Source organism: Priestia sp. VA7 (genome assembly GCF_055710015.1).
In genome coordinates this window covers 48,346-64,573 of sequence record NZ_JBVQPN010000006.1, presented here as the reverse complement: position 1 = coordinate 64,573, position 16,228 = coordinate 48,346, and the positions used below count along the sequence as shown (strand labels likewise).

12 protein-coding genes are annotated in these 16,228 nt (G+C 34.6%); 1 reads left to right on the top strand and 11 read right to left on the bottom strand.

Annotated elements, in window-relative coordinates; genetic code table 11:
* Window positions 1-4 precede the first annotated feature (4 nt).
* The 7 genes from AC0C45_RS24220 to AC0C45_RS24190 form a co-directional block, all read right to left on the bottom strand.
* Window positions 5-1,810, bottom strand: a complete 1,806-nt coding sequence (locus AC0C45_RS24220) for an ATP-binding protein (protein WP_472928922.1) — start codon at window positions 1,808-1,810, stop codon at window positions 5-7.
* Between the two features lie 23 nt (window positions 1,811-1,833).
* On the bottom strand, window positions 1,834-2,817 hold the full coding sequence (locus AC0C45_RS24215) for a BMP family ABC transporter substrate-binding protein (protein ID WP_016762788.1): 984 nt from the start codon (window positions 2,815-2,817) through the stop codon (window positions 1,834-1,836).
* 172 nt (window positions 2,818-2,989) lie between these two features.
* Window positions 2,990-3,220, bottom strand: a complete 231-nt coding sequence (locus tag AC0C45_RS24210; protein ID WP_013055062.1) for a helix-turn-helix domain-containing protein — start codon at window positions 3,218-3,220, stop codon at window positions 2,990-2,992.
* Between the two features lie 13 nt (window positions 3,221-3,233).
* Window positions 3,234-5,972, bottom strand: coding sequence for a GTPase domain-containing protein (locus AC0C45_RS24205; RefSeq protein WP_016762786.1), 2,739 nt, complete (start codon window positions 5,970-5,972; stop codon window positions 3,234-3,236).
* Window positions 5,973-6,167: 195 nt separating this feature from the next.
* Complete coding sequence (locus AC0C45_RS24200; RefSeq protein ID WP_013055060.1) at window positions 6,168-6,983, bottom strand: YitT family protein; 816 nt, start codon at window positions 6,981-6,983, stop codon at window positions 6,168-6,170.
* A gap of 265 nt (window positions 6,984-7,248) precedes the next feature.
* The gene (locus AC0C45_RS24195; RefSeq protein ID WP_162837689.1) at window positions 7,249-7,422 is read right to left on the bottom strand and encodes a hypothetical protein; all 174 of its coding nucleotides are present in this window, start codon (window positions 7,420-7,422) and stop codon (window positions 7,249-7,251) included.
* Window positions 7,423-7,659: 237 nt separating this feature from the next.
* Window positions 7,660-7,983 carry an SMI1/KNR4 family protein gene (locus AC0C45_RS24190; protein ID WP_053215330.1) on the bottom strand — a complete coding sequence of 108 codons (324 nt, stop codon included), beginning with the start codon at window positions 7,981-7,983 and terminating at the stop codon, window positions 7,660-7,662.
* A 345-nt stretch (window positions 7,984-8,328) separates the two neighbouring features.
* Between AC0C45_RS24190 and AC0C45_RS24185 the strand changes: the two genes are divergently transcribed.
* Complete coding sequence (locus AC0C45_RS24185; RefSeq protein ID WP_472928921.1) at window positions 8,329-8,589, top strand: hypothetical protein; 261 nt, start codon at window positions 8,329-8,331, stop codon at window positions 8,587-8,589.
* Window positions 8,590-9,234: 645 nt separating this feature from the next.
* On the opposite strand, the gene AC0C45_RS24180 is transcribed toward AC0C45_RS24185, so the two are convergent.
* From AC0C45_RS24180 to AC0C45_RS24165, 4 genes are all read right to left on the bottom strand, one after another.
* Entirely contained in the window at window positions 9,235-9,552 is a 318-nt protein-coding gene (locus AC0C45_RS24180; protein ID WP_472928920.1) for a hypothetical protein, read from the bottom strand.
* Window positions 9,553-10,405: 853 nt separating this feature from the next.
* Window positions 10,406-11,071: a hypothetical protein gene (locus AC0C45_RS24175; protein WP_472928919.1), complete on the bottom strand. Its 666-nt coding sequence runs from the start codon at window positions 11,069-11,071 to the stop codon at window positions 10,406-10,408.
* Between the two features lie 1,236 nt (window positions 11,072-12,307).
* On the bottom strand, window positions 12,308-12,976 hold the full coding sequence (locus AC0C45_RS24170) for a hypothetical protein (protein WP_472928918.1): 669 nt from the start codon (window positions 12,974-12,976) through the stop codon (window positions 12,308-12,310).
* Between the two features lie 98 nt (window positions 12,977-13,074).
* Complete coding sequence (locus tag AC0C45_RS24165) at window positions 13,075-16,221, bottom strand: type I restriction endonuclease subunit R (RefSeq protein ID WP_472928917.1); 3,147 nt, start codon at window positions 16,219-16,221, stop codon at window positions 13,075-13,077.
* Window positions 16,222-16,228: the final 7 nt, after the last annotated feature.

The window sequence follows — 16,228 nt, the reverse complement described above, 5'->3', positions numbered from 1 at the left end:
TTTCTTAATTTAGAGGAAGTTTAATAACAAAAACTGTGCCGCGGGAAGAAGTAGATAATAATTTAATCTGTCCTCTGTGGCTTTCTAAAATACGCTGAGCAATTGGCAGACCAAGACCTGTTCCGCTATCTTTTGAAGTGGAAAACGGCTGGTACAGCGACTTCTGCATATGCAAAGGAATTCCTTTTCCATTATCTTCAATATACAGACAATAATTATCATCATGAACCTGTGAATAGATTGTAATGACTCCTTCACCATCCATGGCTTCCATACTGTTTCGAATTAAATTATGAAGAACTTGTTTGATTTGTTTTTCATCTACCTTTAGTATATGCGGCTGCAGTTTCACATCAAAGATAAGCTTATCTTTTTCTGTAAATTTACTTGAGTGAGTAATCAAAGGCAATAGCTCGTTAATAATATCCTGCATGCTGACTTTTTTCATCACCGGAGTCCCTGGTTTTGATAACAACAGCATTTCTTCGATGATGTAATTAATCCTCTCTAGCTCTTTCATAAGCAGAGGCAGGTAAAAACGCTTTTTCTCCTCATCAGAAAGAGACTGACTCATAAGAGATATAAATCCATGAATCACGGCAAGAGGATTACGAATCTCATGAGCAGCTCCGGCTGCCACTTCTCCAACCAGGGCAAGTTTTTCAGACTGATGCATTCGCTTTTCTAATTCTTCGGTATCCGATATATCAATAAAATAAAAAATTCTTCCGATGCTCTCGTTCTTCTCATTAAACAGCTGCGTTTGAGAGACTAAAAAGCAATAGCACGTATCTTTCGTGCCAAATAACACTTTTTTATTTTCGTGAATTTCTCCCGAATTCAACATGCTCCAAAATTCAGTATTATATTCAGGACATTCTTCCATATACCCGCAAATATCCTTTTCGTCGAGATCTAAAAACTGCTTTGCTGAGGTATTGGCAAATATACTATTTGTCTCATCTTCCATTGTGATAATTCCAACAGGCAGTGAATTTAAAATCTGCTGGCGATACGCTTTATCTTTAATGATTTTCCAAAATGAATCTTCTAAACTAACCGACATTTGATTGATAGAAGCCGAAAGCTGCTTCAGCTCAATTTGCTTTGTGTCTTGAAGAACAAGACCGTATTCTCCGTCTGCAATGTCATTCACTTTTTCAATCATTTGTTCAATTGGTTTCGTAAGGCTCGCACTCATGCGATAAGAAACATAAAGAGAAGCCACAATAGCACTTACGGTTAAAATTAATAGTAAAAATAATGAATCTTTAATAATGACAGACAGTGTATCTGATAGTGTATCAAGTGAATCAACCGTCTCTTCTTTTGAACTATTAATATCTTTTTTTATCTGGTGCAGATCCGGCAAATAATTTCTCTTAAGATACTCTTTTGCTCCCTCTATATCTCCGTACTTCAACAGTCCCTGCACGTTATTAGAAATCTTAAAATCAAGCAGCTCTATTTTTTCCTTCAGTGGAATCAACGATTTTGGCACAGGCTGCTTATACTTTTCATTGTCTTCAATAACTCTTGTATCATATGATTGATATTCTTCTATCAAAGAGACAGTGGGGTTCTTTAGATTATTTTTCACAATGTATTCTTTTATGTTCAGCTGCTCTTCCCAATAAGAAAGCCACACCATTTGAGGAACATCTTCATCTTTAATTTCGTTGCTTACATGATTCATTTTATCAATGGCATGCACTAAAACTAAAGAGAACCCGCTTAATATAAATGTAATCAAAAGAAGAATCGTTAATATTTGGCTACGGAATGACATGTTGCGAAATAATTGATTCATAATCATCTCTTTCTTTTTCATAGTTACTTCGGCTGTGTAGACATTCTAACTTTCGAATATAAAATTTGTTTTTCCCGTTTACTGTACATCGGTCCAAAAGGCGCTAGTTTATAAACACCATCCCTGGCGTCAAGCTTGACTTCTCCAGATGGAAGACCTTTTTTACTGAAATAGTCTTTCATAATCACGTTGTAAGCTTGAGGAACATCGTTGATCACGCTGGTTAAAATAACAGACCTACCCATGTACGCCTGATCATCTAAATACCCTATTACGTACATTCCTTGTGTTTTTGCTTCTTGAATAACTTCTTGATTATACGAATTTCCTTTAGCATAGACGATATCAACACCTTGATCTTTTAACTCACGGAGCAGCTTTACTGCTTTTGCTCCATCGTCTCGGCTGTTTACAACTCGATAATAAAAAGCAATCGATGAATCATACGCTTTGATTCCTTGTTCAAATCCTGGATTTTTTTCTTTTGCAAATGTATCGAGTAATCCAATTTTTTTCGTTTTTGTCTTCATGGCAGCTGCCATGCCTGCCAGGTGCTCTATTTTTGTTTGATCAAATGTATATACAGTTTGGTTTTTATACATTGAAGTACCGTGAATGGTGACGAAATGAACATGAGGATACTTAGGAGCTAGTTCTGTAAAAACGGTAGAAAATTCTCTTCCATGTCCAATTACGACTTTTGTTCCATTTTGAATAACTTTTTCAGCAGCTTCCTTCATTTTTTGGTTCGTATTTACTTCGCTAATAACTTGAGCCGAAACAGGATACTGCTGCTCAATGTTGATTTTTCCTTTATAAGCTAGACTGCCCCAGCTTTGATCCGTCAGTACATCAGAGGTGAGAATTGCAACGCTTGTGTTTTCTACTTTTTTTGTCGTTTGCTGACTTATAATCCCATGTGTTTTCGAAATAATAATAATTAAAAACGAAGCGACAACAATCAGGGCAAGCAATAAAATCAGCCTTAACTGTCTTGATCGTTGCATAGACCTTCTCCTTTTTGTTTAGCATACTTTCATTATATAAAAAAAGCATCTAAAAAGACTACATCTTTAACGAAATTCCAACTTTTTTCGACATTTCTTTCATATCTTACCTTTTTTAACACTTTCACTCCAAAAGAAAAAAGCAGAAAACATCTGTTTTCTGCTTCTGCCTTCAATCTTCATCTTTTACGTCCATATCTTCAGGGATAGGCTCATTTAAGTATTCTTCAATTTGTTTTTTGTACTTTTCCATTTGCTCTAAATGGGTGTTAAACTGCTCTTTATTTAATAAGTAGTTTTCACCATCAAATATAGCTCGTACTTTTCCTTCTTGAATCAATTTCTGCACATATTCTTCAGGAAAAGATAGATACTCTGCTGCTTCTTTTATCGTTAAATACATCCTGCTCCACCTTTTATACGTTGTAGTGTACTTCTTCTGTAGCTTTAACCATTAACTCATACTGACGCAAGCGAAGCTGGAATAATGTTAACGGATCATAGTAAGCTTCAGGATTGGCTTTCATATGACTTAACACGTCTTGATTTTCATTAATATGCGCCTGTGTTTCTTCAATCGTTTCTTTTAAAACCTCTTTTGGCTTTTCAAAGAATAGTTCAATATCAACTTCTAAATTTTTCTCAAATAAATTAAATTGCATAAAAAACTTTGCCAGCATTGATTCCGTGATATCTTGATAGTCTTGACTTTCAATGTATTTTTTATATTGATTATAAAGCAGCGTTTGGTTTTGAAGAATGGAAGAAAACAGTTTTCCTGCTCCTTTTAACAAGAGCTGCGTTGGATTAACGCGAAGTAAAATATTTTCTTCATCCAGCTGAACCCGATTAGCCATACGATTAACGTCGCGGCGCCAGTCGTCCAGCACTTTAAAATCGCAGGCTAACGTTAATTTTTGCTCATTGTACATCTTATTTAATGACTCTGCTACTTCTTCAATATCTACTTGACTCGCAATCAGCTCTTCATTTGATGTAGCAATCCAGTCCTTTAAAGAAATGCGGAACTTGGGCAGGACATCTTGCTGCAAGTGCTCTTCCACGCGCATATTCATTTGTTTATTCAGCTCAATATGAACCGTACTAAAATCACTGTCTTCCTTCACTAATTCTGAAGACTTTTTGAGTAAACGAGGAATTTTATTTTTTAGCTTTTTGCTAATATCCTCTTTGATGCCGTGATAAGCCGAAACAATACTGCTTGCTTTTTCTTGTTCTAAGTCATCCACTCGATGCAAGAAGCCATTTAATCGTACAAGCATATCTTCGTTCCATTTAATACTTTCGATCAAATGATTTTCTGTTTGATTTCTCTTCTCCACTAAGCTCTTTAGCATGTTTTGAATGAAGAACAACAGTCTGCGCGCACGCTCTTCTACTCCAACGTCGTTTGGATCGTAATAGAAATTAGCTTTAATAAACTGAGCCAAGTCTCCGTGGTGCTGACTCGATACGTAGTGAGGCGTATAGGCTAATACATGCGCCTGCGGGAAATCAGCTCCAATGCTTGCTTCAAATTCTTTTGTAATTCGCTCAATCGTTGCTTGATTATAAAGACTGTCCATATTATTGATGACAAAATGAACTGGCGTATTTGGCGCATGCTCTTTGATCTCCAGCAATAATTCTCTTTCTTCATCAAGCAGCGATTCTTTTGCATCAAGCACAAACAGTAAACCATCTGCTAAAGGAGCATATTTAAATGCATCCTGCTCACGTGCCTCTTGTTCTGTAAAGCTTGGCGTAACAATGCATGAACAATTATGCTTCTCAAGGAACACAAAAGGTTGTTTCACTTCTACAAGCGCCTGGTGAGGAGATTGCTCCGCTCCGTCAATCGTTTCCATCGGAATGATTTCTTGATCAGCGATTTGCTGGATAGATTCTTCCTCATCATGAATGAACACAAAGGTTGTTTCGTGATTTTGCGGTACCTTTTCTTCCGTAATCGATCCCACAAATGAAGACGTTGCAGCATTTGTTCCTGTAATTAATAAGTGTGTCGTATGAGCATCTAATAAAAAATCTACCCACCATTTAAAGGTGTGCCCCACTTCTAAACCATTTTCATTAGCCCATTTAATAATGCCATGGCAAAGCTTATAGTGATATTCAAGACCATCAATGTCGTTACGCGCCTCAAAAATTAATCTGCCTGCATTTTCGATTGTAATGGTATCAATAGTTGACGGAAACTTTTCATTCCATGAAAGCACGGCCGCAGACGGAAATAACGCACGTGACTTATTGGTAATTTTAAGCCAGTTTGTTAATACGTTCGGAATGACTTCATGCAATTCCTTTACAGAATGATCACTTTCCATCAAGTCGGTATACGTCTCTTGATAAAGAGTTGAAATCTCTTGCCAATAATCATAGAGGCCCACTTCAATATTCAAGAAAATATCATTGATGGTTTTAATCCAAGCAAGATAAGGAGGCTGACTCTTATATTGTTTCCATAAAGCTGAGACAAGCTGTTTGAAATACACTTGATCCACTTTGTAAAATGCAATCATCACTTGATAAAAATAGTTAGGGATAAAGTTTGCTGTATATCCTTTATCTACGTAAGTCTTTAATACCGCAAACCAATTCAACGATTCTGTCCGAATACACTCATCTACCGCAAGCTCCACTGCGCTGTTAAAGTCTTCTTGCTCTTCATAAAATCTGCGTGCAATCGCCGTGACGTTTGGATAATCTGGCTGAGAAGCAACCAGCTCGTTAATGACTTCATAAGCTCGTTCAATATTGTTATGATCCGTATAAAGTGAAAACAGCTTTAGCGCTATTTCAGCTTTTAATACTTTTGAATCCGTTTCGATGGATAGGTAAAGCTCTTCAGCGAGCGTAGACAACCCCAATTCATAATGTGCGTCGGCTGTATTTTTCTTCGCCCACAGCTTAAACTCGCCATTTACATTCTCCCACTTAAAAATCGCGGATTCAAAATCTTGGTTATGGAAGTACACTTCTCCCTGCGCTAAGCGAATGAGCGATAAGTCGTACCACTCTTTTTGCTGCTCTTCGTAATAAGCTTGTCCAAGGACTTTTACAGGCGGCTGATTTTCATTTTCTTGCATAAACGTTTCGTAATATTTCTTTTTCGTTAACTGATATTCTACCGTCATATAGTCTCTCCTTTTTGATGTCAATATTTTATGTACTCTATCAAATTCCCTTTTTTATACTTTTCATACACGATATTTTCTTACTCATATTTTACGCAAAAAAAGCCTCAAGAACTACTCTTAAGGCTTTTTTTATAACTTTTATACTATAAAAATGGCTATTTATCATAAATCCGCGCTGAAATAACAAATATATTAATAAGCATCCCGTCGAAACAGCCCCATTACTTCTACCGTTTCCGTAATATTTACGAAAGCTTCGGGATCCACCGATTGAATTAACTGCTTGAGGTTTGCAAGCTCATAGCGCGAAATCACCGTCATTAATATTTTACGGTCTTCTCTTGAATAAGCTCCTTCACCGTTCATTAACGTCACGCCGCGCACTAAATTGGTAAGAAGCTGCTGCTTCATTTCTTCGCCTTTTCTCGTAATAATGGTTAAAGTAAGCTTAATATGGCGAGTATGAATCGCATCCACTACTTTTCCTGTGACGAAAATCGAAAGCATCGTATATAAAGCCGCGTCCCAATTCACAAAGAAACCTGAAACAAATACAACCACGGCATTCATCGCTGATAATATAGCGCCAAGAGGAAATTCTTTTTTATGCGTAAGAAGCATCGCAATAATATCAAATCCACCTGTCGAAGCTGACTGACGAAAAACAAACCCTACGCCAATTCCAGTTAAAACTCCTCCAAAAACAGCTGACAGAATGGGGTCTGTACTAACAGCTCTCAAGGGAATCACGTATAAAGCAATTGATAAAGCCACAACGGACAGCAGCGTATGTAAGACAAACCGCTTTCCTAACTTCATAAAACCAATAATTAAAAGGGGTAAATTCAACAAAAAATTCATTGTTCCCGTGCTTGCAGGCGTTAAAATTCCTATAATCATAGCAATACCGCTAATACCGCTGCTTAGCACTTTATGGGGGATTAAAAACCAATTGTATGCAAATCCAATTAACACAGAACCTGCTATAATAGCAATTGCTCTATACATGATGTCCCTTCACCTCTTACCACAAATATAATGTTTTCATTTATTGCTTCTTTATTATAATTCCTAAAATATTGAAAACCTTAAAAAAAGTATATTCAGAAATTTGCTGTGTTGGTGGGGTGGACAAACGGCAAAATAAAACGGACATACAAGCGGATAATGCTTTTATATCAAGCTTTTGCTGCTTTTGTTATAGAAATGCTAACTTTACCTTTTCCGTACTTATTTAACCTAAAAGAGGTTGAGACATCATAATGAAATGAATCTATTTTAAAGGCGAACAACTAGTATAGATGAGCTTGTATGGAACCGCAGTTGATTTCCGTGCAAGACTTCGCTTTCCGCGGGCGGCCGCTGAGCCTCCTCGTCGCTTGCGCTCCTGCGGGGTCTCACCTATTCCGCTTTTCCCGCAGGAGTCTTCGCCTTGCCCTCCAATCAACTGCTAAAAGGAACGAAACAGACGACACTTATTTGCCCTAACAAAAAAATAAACCACGAATCAAACATGTTGATTAATGGTTCGTTTTTTACTTGGGTTAAAATACTTTTGTCCCAGTCTCTTGGTGGAAGTTATTTTAATTTTATTCTTCTTCATATAGACCATTAATAAATTCTTCAAATGAATGGGCGACGAAAAAAATACCGCTTTCAGGATTCTCGTATGCTAGTTCATGATCTATAAAACGATAAGAGGCCGCTGAGAGTTAGAACGGTAGTCAAAACATACATGATTATCCGCTATGTCATCTCCAAATGGGTAAATACCATCAACTAGCTGGTATTTAAGATCATGGTACACGTTTAAAATGTAATCCTTCTTCTCCTGATTGAAACTTAGTAATTGGTAAAAAGAACATTCTCTCTTTCCAACATTAAATCCATCAGCTGAAGGTTCTCCACCATGATACTTTGTTACACATTCCATAAAGTCGATTGGAAATAATACATCCCATGCTTTTTCTACATCTAAAATGGTTTCTAAACTTACCTCTTTTTTCATCCGTTTCCCACGTAATCAATTTGCTTCATCCATTTTGCCTTATGTATATTTAGGAATCTTTTTACTCCCATTTATAATTGCTTTTATTTGTTTCTCTATAAATTTTTTTAGCATATTCCGTACTGTATTAAAAATAAAAGCCAATATAAAATACCACTACCATTCCTAATGATAGTGGTATTTCAAACAATTTTCTTATTTTAATGTAAGCACCGCCACATTCTCCACATGTACTGTCAGTAGGTCGCAGACACTTTGATATAGTAGTGTTTACCCTAGCTATATCAATATGAGAACTGCTTATGATTTAAAACTAAAGTGGATTCCAAAAGGAGAATTGTAATAATGGATAGATATAGGCTGATGTTTGTTTTTAGGGCTAGGCAAATTGCTTTGCTTTATTGCGTGGGAATGGATTATTTAGAAGGCGCTATGTTTTGTATATCTTTACTCAGCCCCAATGATGATATTAAACTAGAGGATAATACTAGTCATTATCCTCATGGCTTAATCGAATACTTGAGAACAGAGAAGAACAAAATTGATAAAGGGTTTTACGATATTAGAATGTGGGAAATGCATTTGTACAAAAAGGACAAGAGTTAAAAGATTAACTTATTAGGTGGGTAGCCTTATTAAAGTCCACCTAATAGGTTGAAAAATTAAACATACCAAGATTCGTTTACTAATTATTACATATTCTCCTAAATAATGTATCATTTGAATCTAACTTATGTAAGTCACTCGTTCTTTTTAATGACCATAGAAGACCCATCGCACCCATTCCTTTTTCAGTCCAAGCCTCTCAAAAACTTTCTTCTAATTGTTTTACACCTTTTCCCGTAATAAAGTGTTATTTCATTCTTTTTTCTCTACTTTTAAAGATATAAATTTGTATAAAAATTCTTCTGTTTGCCCATAAAGATTAATGTTTCACTTATAAGAAGAAGGATTATTGCTCATTCTAAAAGAAATAATAGGTATCATTCACCTGATAAGATTTCAAGGTATCTAATTGATATTAACGCAAAACTTTGTTATTCTTTGATTAATATTATATGTGTAAAAACAGAGGAAACCTAAGTTTTCCTGTACTTTCATTAACTAAATATGTGTATTAAATTTAAAATAGCACAATCGAGCATATTACATTCTCCTCGCTCATACATTTGTTAACGAGCAAGAAAAAAATCGTTAGTAGCCTCCAACTACCAACGATTTTCGGATGGTTAGTGACTGCCTCCAACAGCACTATCCATTAAGGTTGTTTCTTGATTCTAAGTACATTTCGACCTGTTGCTCAATCAATTGTTGCTGTTCTAAATTTCTTCTTAACCGACGTTCAGTTCTCCAATGCTGAACGTTTTTAATTACTTCTTCTGCTACATATAATATTCCACAACTGATAAGGAATAGTACAACGGCAAGCATAAGCATTCCTACATCCCCCAATTTAATGTGAAAAGCATCAAAAGCAAATTCCTTAATTTTAGCATTGGCTAAGTTAATCAGTCCTCCAACTACCAGCGCTGAAAAGATGTAACCTATTTTTTGACTTCGGTTTCTCATATCTGTTTTTCACCTCCTCAATTTCTATTACCCTAAAGGAAGTGTTGGAAGCAACCGGGTTATACTGCATTCCCTTATTCACTTTTAATCACCTCAATAGGCTCTCTCCTCCTTAGAACAAAATGTTCCGTATATTTTCTATATATACAGAGATAACGGGCTCTCTGGAAACCACAGATATTGGTCAATTTAGAAAATTTCGTTTGATTTATGTATTATAATTTATCTCTTTTAAAGAATAAAACCCATGGAAGATGACTCATTAAGAAAAGCTCGGTTTTCCTTATAATTTAATTATATGCAACAAATACATATTTTTTAATAAAAATTGGAATTTTTCTTTTTTCTCTATTTAACACTATTTTTTATTGAAGTGTAACGGTACATTTGTACACTTTTTCTCAAACCTCTAGCAATTATTTTATATATATTAAATTATATTATTGAAACGGCATTTGTATTCCTAATGCTGATTACTTTTTAAAAATAAAGTGGTATAAATGCTCTCAAATTAACCTTTCTTTCATTGTACGAAATCTCTTTCAACAAATACAAGTCCGCGCCAACTCTTTATGCTATTCGCTTATCCTTAATCCTACGTTTGACTTTGTCTCAACTATTTGTTCTCGTTGTCGTATTCCATGTCTCTATTATATATTCATATTTTGGCTTAGAAAAGAAAGCTACTAGTACGGCATGCTAGTAGCTTTCTAAAAAAATATCATAAAATAAAGAATTCAATTATGTAAAGTTCGTTTCTACGGGCTTTTTTATTATAAACCTCTATACGCTTACAACAATTCTAAAAGGCACCATATTAAAATTAGTGCCTTCTGAAATGAAATATATTTTTTTACTCATATTTATTATTTTTAGAAGTTGCGTATATTACTGATATGAATTCTCCTGGGGTCAAGTCAAAAATTCGTAGTCCTTTTTTTGTGTCAATTGTAATTGGGCTACCGTTTTCTTTGTTAACTTTTCTGGCGACATCAATAACATCAATGAATGGTTTTATTACTTGCCAAGTTTCAAATGCATCTTTAATTAAATCGTGAGGAGTATATGTATAAATTTTCTTTCCATTGATTTCTTTAGAAAGTTTTAAGTTAAAGTTGAATTCATTAGATAGTGTCTTGAGGTCATTTTGAAATTCTTTTGTAAAATAGGTTTCATTGCCGTAAACTCCGTAAGGCAATTTTCCCTTATCAAATATAGTGCTTACATGATTCTCCAAGCTTGAGAAGAATTCTGGAAAGTTCTCTGGCTTCTGATACGCTATTTCATGAACAGTAGTGTCTTTATTTAAAACGGTCTCTAGACTAAGCAATCGTTTCAACTTAACTTCATTTATGTTTATGTAGTCATTTTGTGGTTCAACAATACAATCGCAACTCCATATTAGGCATTTTCCCTTATCATCAATTTCAGTTAAGCCTTGTAGATTAATGTTCTTCTCATCAACCTTATTAAATGATGTGATTAAATGTTTTTTTATATCAACTGCTGGCTTAGACATACTGCTCACCCCTTCTTTCGTAATACATAAATATTACTATTTTTTTATATAAATTTATAGTATATAATACCAATTTCCTTATTATTTTTAATATAATTATGCGAACAAAAAATTAAGCCCTTCATAAACTGTGGAAAACCTACGTAAAATAAGAAAATTTAATAAGAGCATAGCAAAAGATGGGACAAAATATATGCCACTCTTTTTTAAGACTCTATTTTACGTTGTATTCACGGGTAACAAAGGTTTTGTTCTCATCACCTTTGATATGTAGTTTTATCCGGATATACTTGCGCTTTTTCAGTCCTGTCCCACAAGCCTACCTTCTCCAATACCCTCATACAATTCCTTATGAAGCACGAACCTTGTCCTCAGTCTTTTCAATGGTTTGAGACACAGATTTTTCAGAAGATTCGTTATCAATGGTTACATTTTTACTGACTTGATAATGATAAAATTTAATATTCAATAAAAATATCGGAACTTGAGGAACGCGGATTAACTTCATAAATAATGAGAGGAACGGGTTTACATTAACGAGAGTGGGAATGCTCCATTCTTTGTTTGTGTAATAGAAGAAAATCTACATCTAAGTATTTTAAACAAACATCTATTAATGAATATTAATTACTGAGTAGAAGATTTGAACATTGTATAAAAATTTAATTTAAATTATATAAGCACAATCAAAGCTTATTAAAATTAAATATTAAATACTAATTATTAAATTAAAAAACTTTATTTTAAAAGCATTACTTAATTAGTTTTGGTGTGAAGGAAAAGGCGGATAGAAATTGCCCTTTGTAAAAAGGACAAAGAATCCATATATAATAAAAATTGACGAAGCAAAATTTTGGCGCTTCAGTTAAGTATGGAATATAAGGTGCCGATAAGAATATAGAGTTTCTTTCGACTTGCCCAGGTCTCACTTTACCAAGCACTCCACTACGAGTACACCTTATTATGCCTAGCTTTCGCTATGAGGACGGTTCACATCTGGGAAGAAAAAATCCCATCTAACGGGAGAACAACGAGGGTAAGTCGCAGCCGAGGCAGACGGGATGCCTAACGGATTAATTTTACGTCAAATTACCATGTTATCTTTGCCTTCCAAACATAACATGAAGCGCTACGCTACATTTTCAATTGTAAATTAAAGTGTTTTTTGATGGATTATTAATTCCATGTTAGTTAATTTTAATTAAATTTATTTAATCCTTGTTAAATTAAAATTAATTATATATTTACTGAAAGAAAATATAATTTGTTAGGATAATCGTATATATCCCAAACAAATTCATAAGGGCTATTAAATACAAGCTCAACATTTCTCCCTAATTTTGTATAAGCGGTTTTATATATCCTTTGAGGTTCAATATGGTAACCCTGATAAGTAGGGAAATCTGCTCCAGATGCATTGGGCTTACTTATATTCGTATAAGCTTTACGGTTAGCAAGCATATAAAATCTACAAAGATTAATCCCTTCATGTTTTAATGTTTTTAATTTCTCTAGCCTATTAATGTCCTGATATGTACCAATCCGTCCAGCGTCCGTTGCATCTCCTGATTTAATTGTATGTTTTAATTCAATAGCTGCTCGTACACTTTTTTGTTTCTTAAAATTAGTTAATTCACATACAATATCAATTTCAGCTTTTCTTTCAAAACCCAATTGAGAATCTATTGTATATTCCAGGTCGACATGAAATGTCTCTACCTTAGAAAAACAGTATAAACTTCCTATCTGATTAATAATATTTGCAAAATGATGTTGAAAAGATGCCTCTTTATGAAGAGTTACCTTTCCATGTAAACAATGAGCTTTAAGAACGTCCCATGATAAATTTAAAATATGATTCATTCTTTCATTCATATCTCCACTAACAATGCTTCCATCTTCCATATCCCATCCCCCTTATCCCTATTCTCGATATAATGAAAATAAGCAGAAATTTCCTTATTTGATTAACAGGAAACCTCTGCTTGTTCTAATCATTTCATTTATAAATAAGGTGCTGAGTCTTCAGTTAAATTAGTTACTTCATTCCCTGCCATTAATTCTGCTTGTTTCATTACAGTTTCTATTGCAAGCTTCTGCATATCAGGTGGATAACCGTACTTCTTAAGCAATCTTTTAACTGCTACCCTCATCTTCGCTCGAACACTTTCTCTTAGACTCCAATCAATATTCATATTGCTTTTAATTGACTGAGTAAGTTCTTGAGCAATCTGCTTTAACACAACATCTCCCATAACTTGAAGGGCTGTATCGTTAGCAGCTAATGCATCATAAAAGGCAACTTCTTCTTCAATCATATCAGTACCTTCACCACGTTTATGAGCTTGATTCATTTCTTTAGCTAAATCAATTAATTCCTCTATAATTTTCGTGGTTTCAATTGCTCTGTTGTTATATCTCAAGATTGACTGTTCTAACATTTCAGAGAATTTTTTAGACTGTATATAGTTTCTTTTTGCAACAGATTTTACTTTCCCTGTCAGCAACCGATTTAGTAACTCTACTGCTAGGTTCTTTTGTTTTAACCCTTTAACTTCTTCTAAGAACTCATCGGATAAAATTGCAATATTAGGTTTATTAAGCCCAACGGCTCCTAGAATATCAACTACTTCCTCTGAAATTATAGATTTAGAAATCAGTTGGTTTAGTTGAGCATCGAGTTGTTTGGCTGTTTTTTTCTTTTTGTCTTCCGGCATGATAATTTTTATCAGTCCTGACTTTACTGCTTTAAAGAAGCCTAATTCAACATTCAAACTTTCTGCTTCAGGTTCTGCTGTACAAAGAGTATATGCTTTTGCCATTTCAGTTGTATATTTAATAAAATCTTTTTTAGATTGTTCGCCTAATCCTAAAATATAATCTACCGTTTCTACTATAGCCTTCATTCTATCAGTTGCTTTACCTGTTTTAAATTTACTGTAATCATGGCCATGCAATAAATCTGTAATTAAATCATATTTTTCAAGCATAATCTCAACTGCTACATCTGTATCTACTCCAGCTGTTTTACGGTCACTTTCTGTATATTGACTTAGCGCAGATTTTAATGAATCAGCAATACCAATGTAATCTACGATTAAACCACCTGGTTTGTCACGGAATACTCTATTTACGCGAGCAATAGCTTGCATTAAATTATGACCTTTCATTGGTTTATCAATATACATAGTATTCATTGACGGAACGTCAAAACCAGTCAACCACATATCACGAACGATAACAATTTTCAGTGGGTCACTATTATCTCTCATTCTTTTCGACAGATGCTCACGTCGACGCTTATTTCCGATGAAAGGTTGCCATTCTTCTGGGTCACTTGATGAACCAGTCATGACAATTTTTATTACTCCTTTATCATCATCATCACTATGCCATTCAGGGCGAAGTGCCACAATCTCTTTATAAAGGTCTATTGCAATACGGCGTGACATGACTACGAGCATTGACTTTCCGAACATCGCTTCTTGACGCTTTTCGTAGTGTTCAATAAAATCTTTAGCAATAAGCTTTAATCTCTTTTCAGAACCGGCTAAAGCTTCAAGACGAGACCATTTTGATTTTAACTTTTCCCTTTGGGAACTTTCTTGATATTCTGTTATTTCTTCATAGGCTTCATCAATAAGAGGACGCTCAGACTCAGCTAATTCTATCTTAGCAATACGGCTTTCATAAAATATTTTCACAGTAGTTCCATCTTCAACGGCTCTTGTCATATTATATATATCTATATAATCGCCAAATACAGCAGGAGTGTTTTTATCAGTTAACTCCACTGGGGTCCCGGTGAACCCTATATATGATGCATTAGGTAAAGCGTCTCTCATGTATTTTGCAAAGCCATACTTTACTCCAGCTTCTTCTTTATCTTTATCCGTTGTAATATCAGCTCCAAAGCCGTATTGGCTTCTATGCGCTTCATCGGCTATAACAATAACATTTTTTCTATCAGTTAAAACGGGCAACATATCTTTTCCATCTTCTGGAGCAAATTTATGAATAGTCGTAAAAATGATTCCTCCTGATTCAACCTGAAGAAGTTGTCTTAAGTGTTCCCTATCTTCGGCTTGTTTAGGAGCCTGACGGATTAGCTCTTTTGATTTGCTAAATGTAGAAAACAGCTGGTCATCTAAGTCATTTCTATCTGTAATAACCACAATAGTTGGATTATCTAATCCTAAAACTAATTTACCTGTATAAAAAACCATTGATAGACTTTTTCCAGAACCTTGGGTGTGCCATATAACCCCTATTTTTCTATCTCCCTGTTCTTCTACCGCTCTCTCTGTACTTTCAATAGCTTTATTTGTTGCATGGTATTGATGATATCCTGCAAGTATTTTAATCGTATTTTTACCATCAGATTGGAATAAAATAAAATGTCTTATTATATCCAACATCCACCTTTTATCGAAAATACCTTTTATCAACACCTCTAATTGTGGAATAGCCGGAGACGCTACTTCGTCTCCATCTATGGTTCTCCACATCATAAAACGTTCTTCGTTAGAAGTTAAGGTACCAACCCTAGCATTTAAACCATCACTAATAACTAACATAGAGTTATACACAAATAAAGAAGGTATAGTCTTCTTATAAGTTTGAAGCTGATTATAGGCTTCTCCTATACTCACTTCTTCATTTGATGTACTTTTAAGCTCAAATACAGAAATTGGAATACCGTTAACACACACAACTATATCTGGTCTTTTATCAATTCCACTTTCTATTACAGTTAATTGATTTATTACAACATAATCGTTATTATAATTGTTTTTATAATCAAATAACCAAACCTTTTCTGTTCTAAATTCGCCCTTATTTGTTCGATATTCTACATCAATTCCATCAGTAATCATTTTTTGAAATTCTTTATTATTCATTAATAAACTAGGACTTTGAGGCACTTTAATCTTACGATATGCTTCATCTATTGCATCTGAGGGAAGGTTAGGATTAATCCGAATAAGAGCATTTTTTAGCCTTTCATGCAAAATGACATCGCTATAGTCTTCACGCTCGGGATAATCTCCTCCCGGAGATATTTCAGGACCATAAATCCTGTCGTAGCCTAGTTCTTCAAACCATTCAAGAGCCGCTTGTTCTAATTCTTCTTCAGCGAAGCTATACATCAAATAT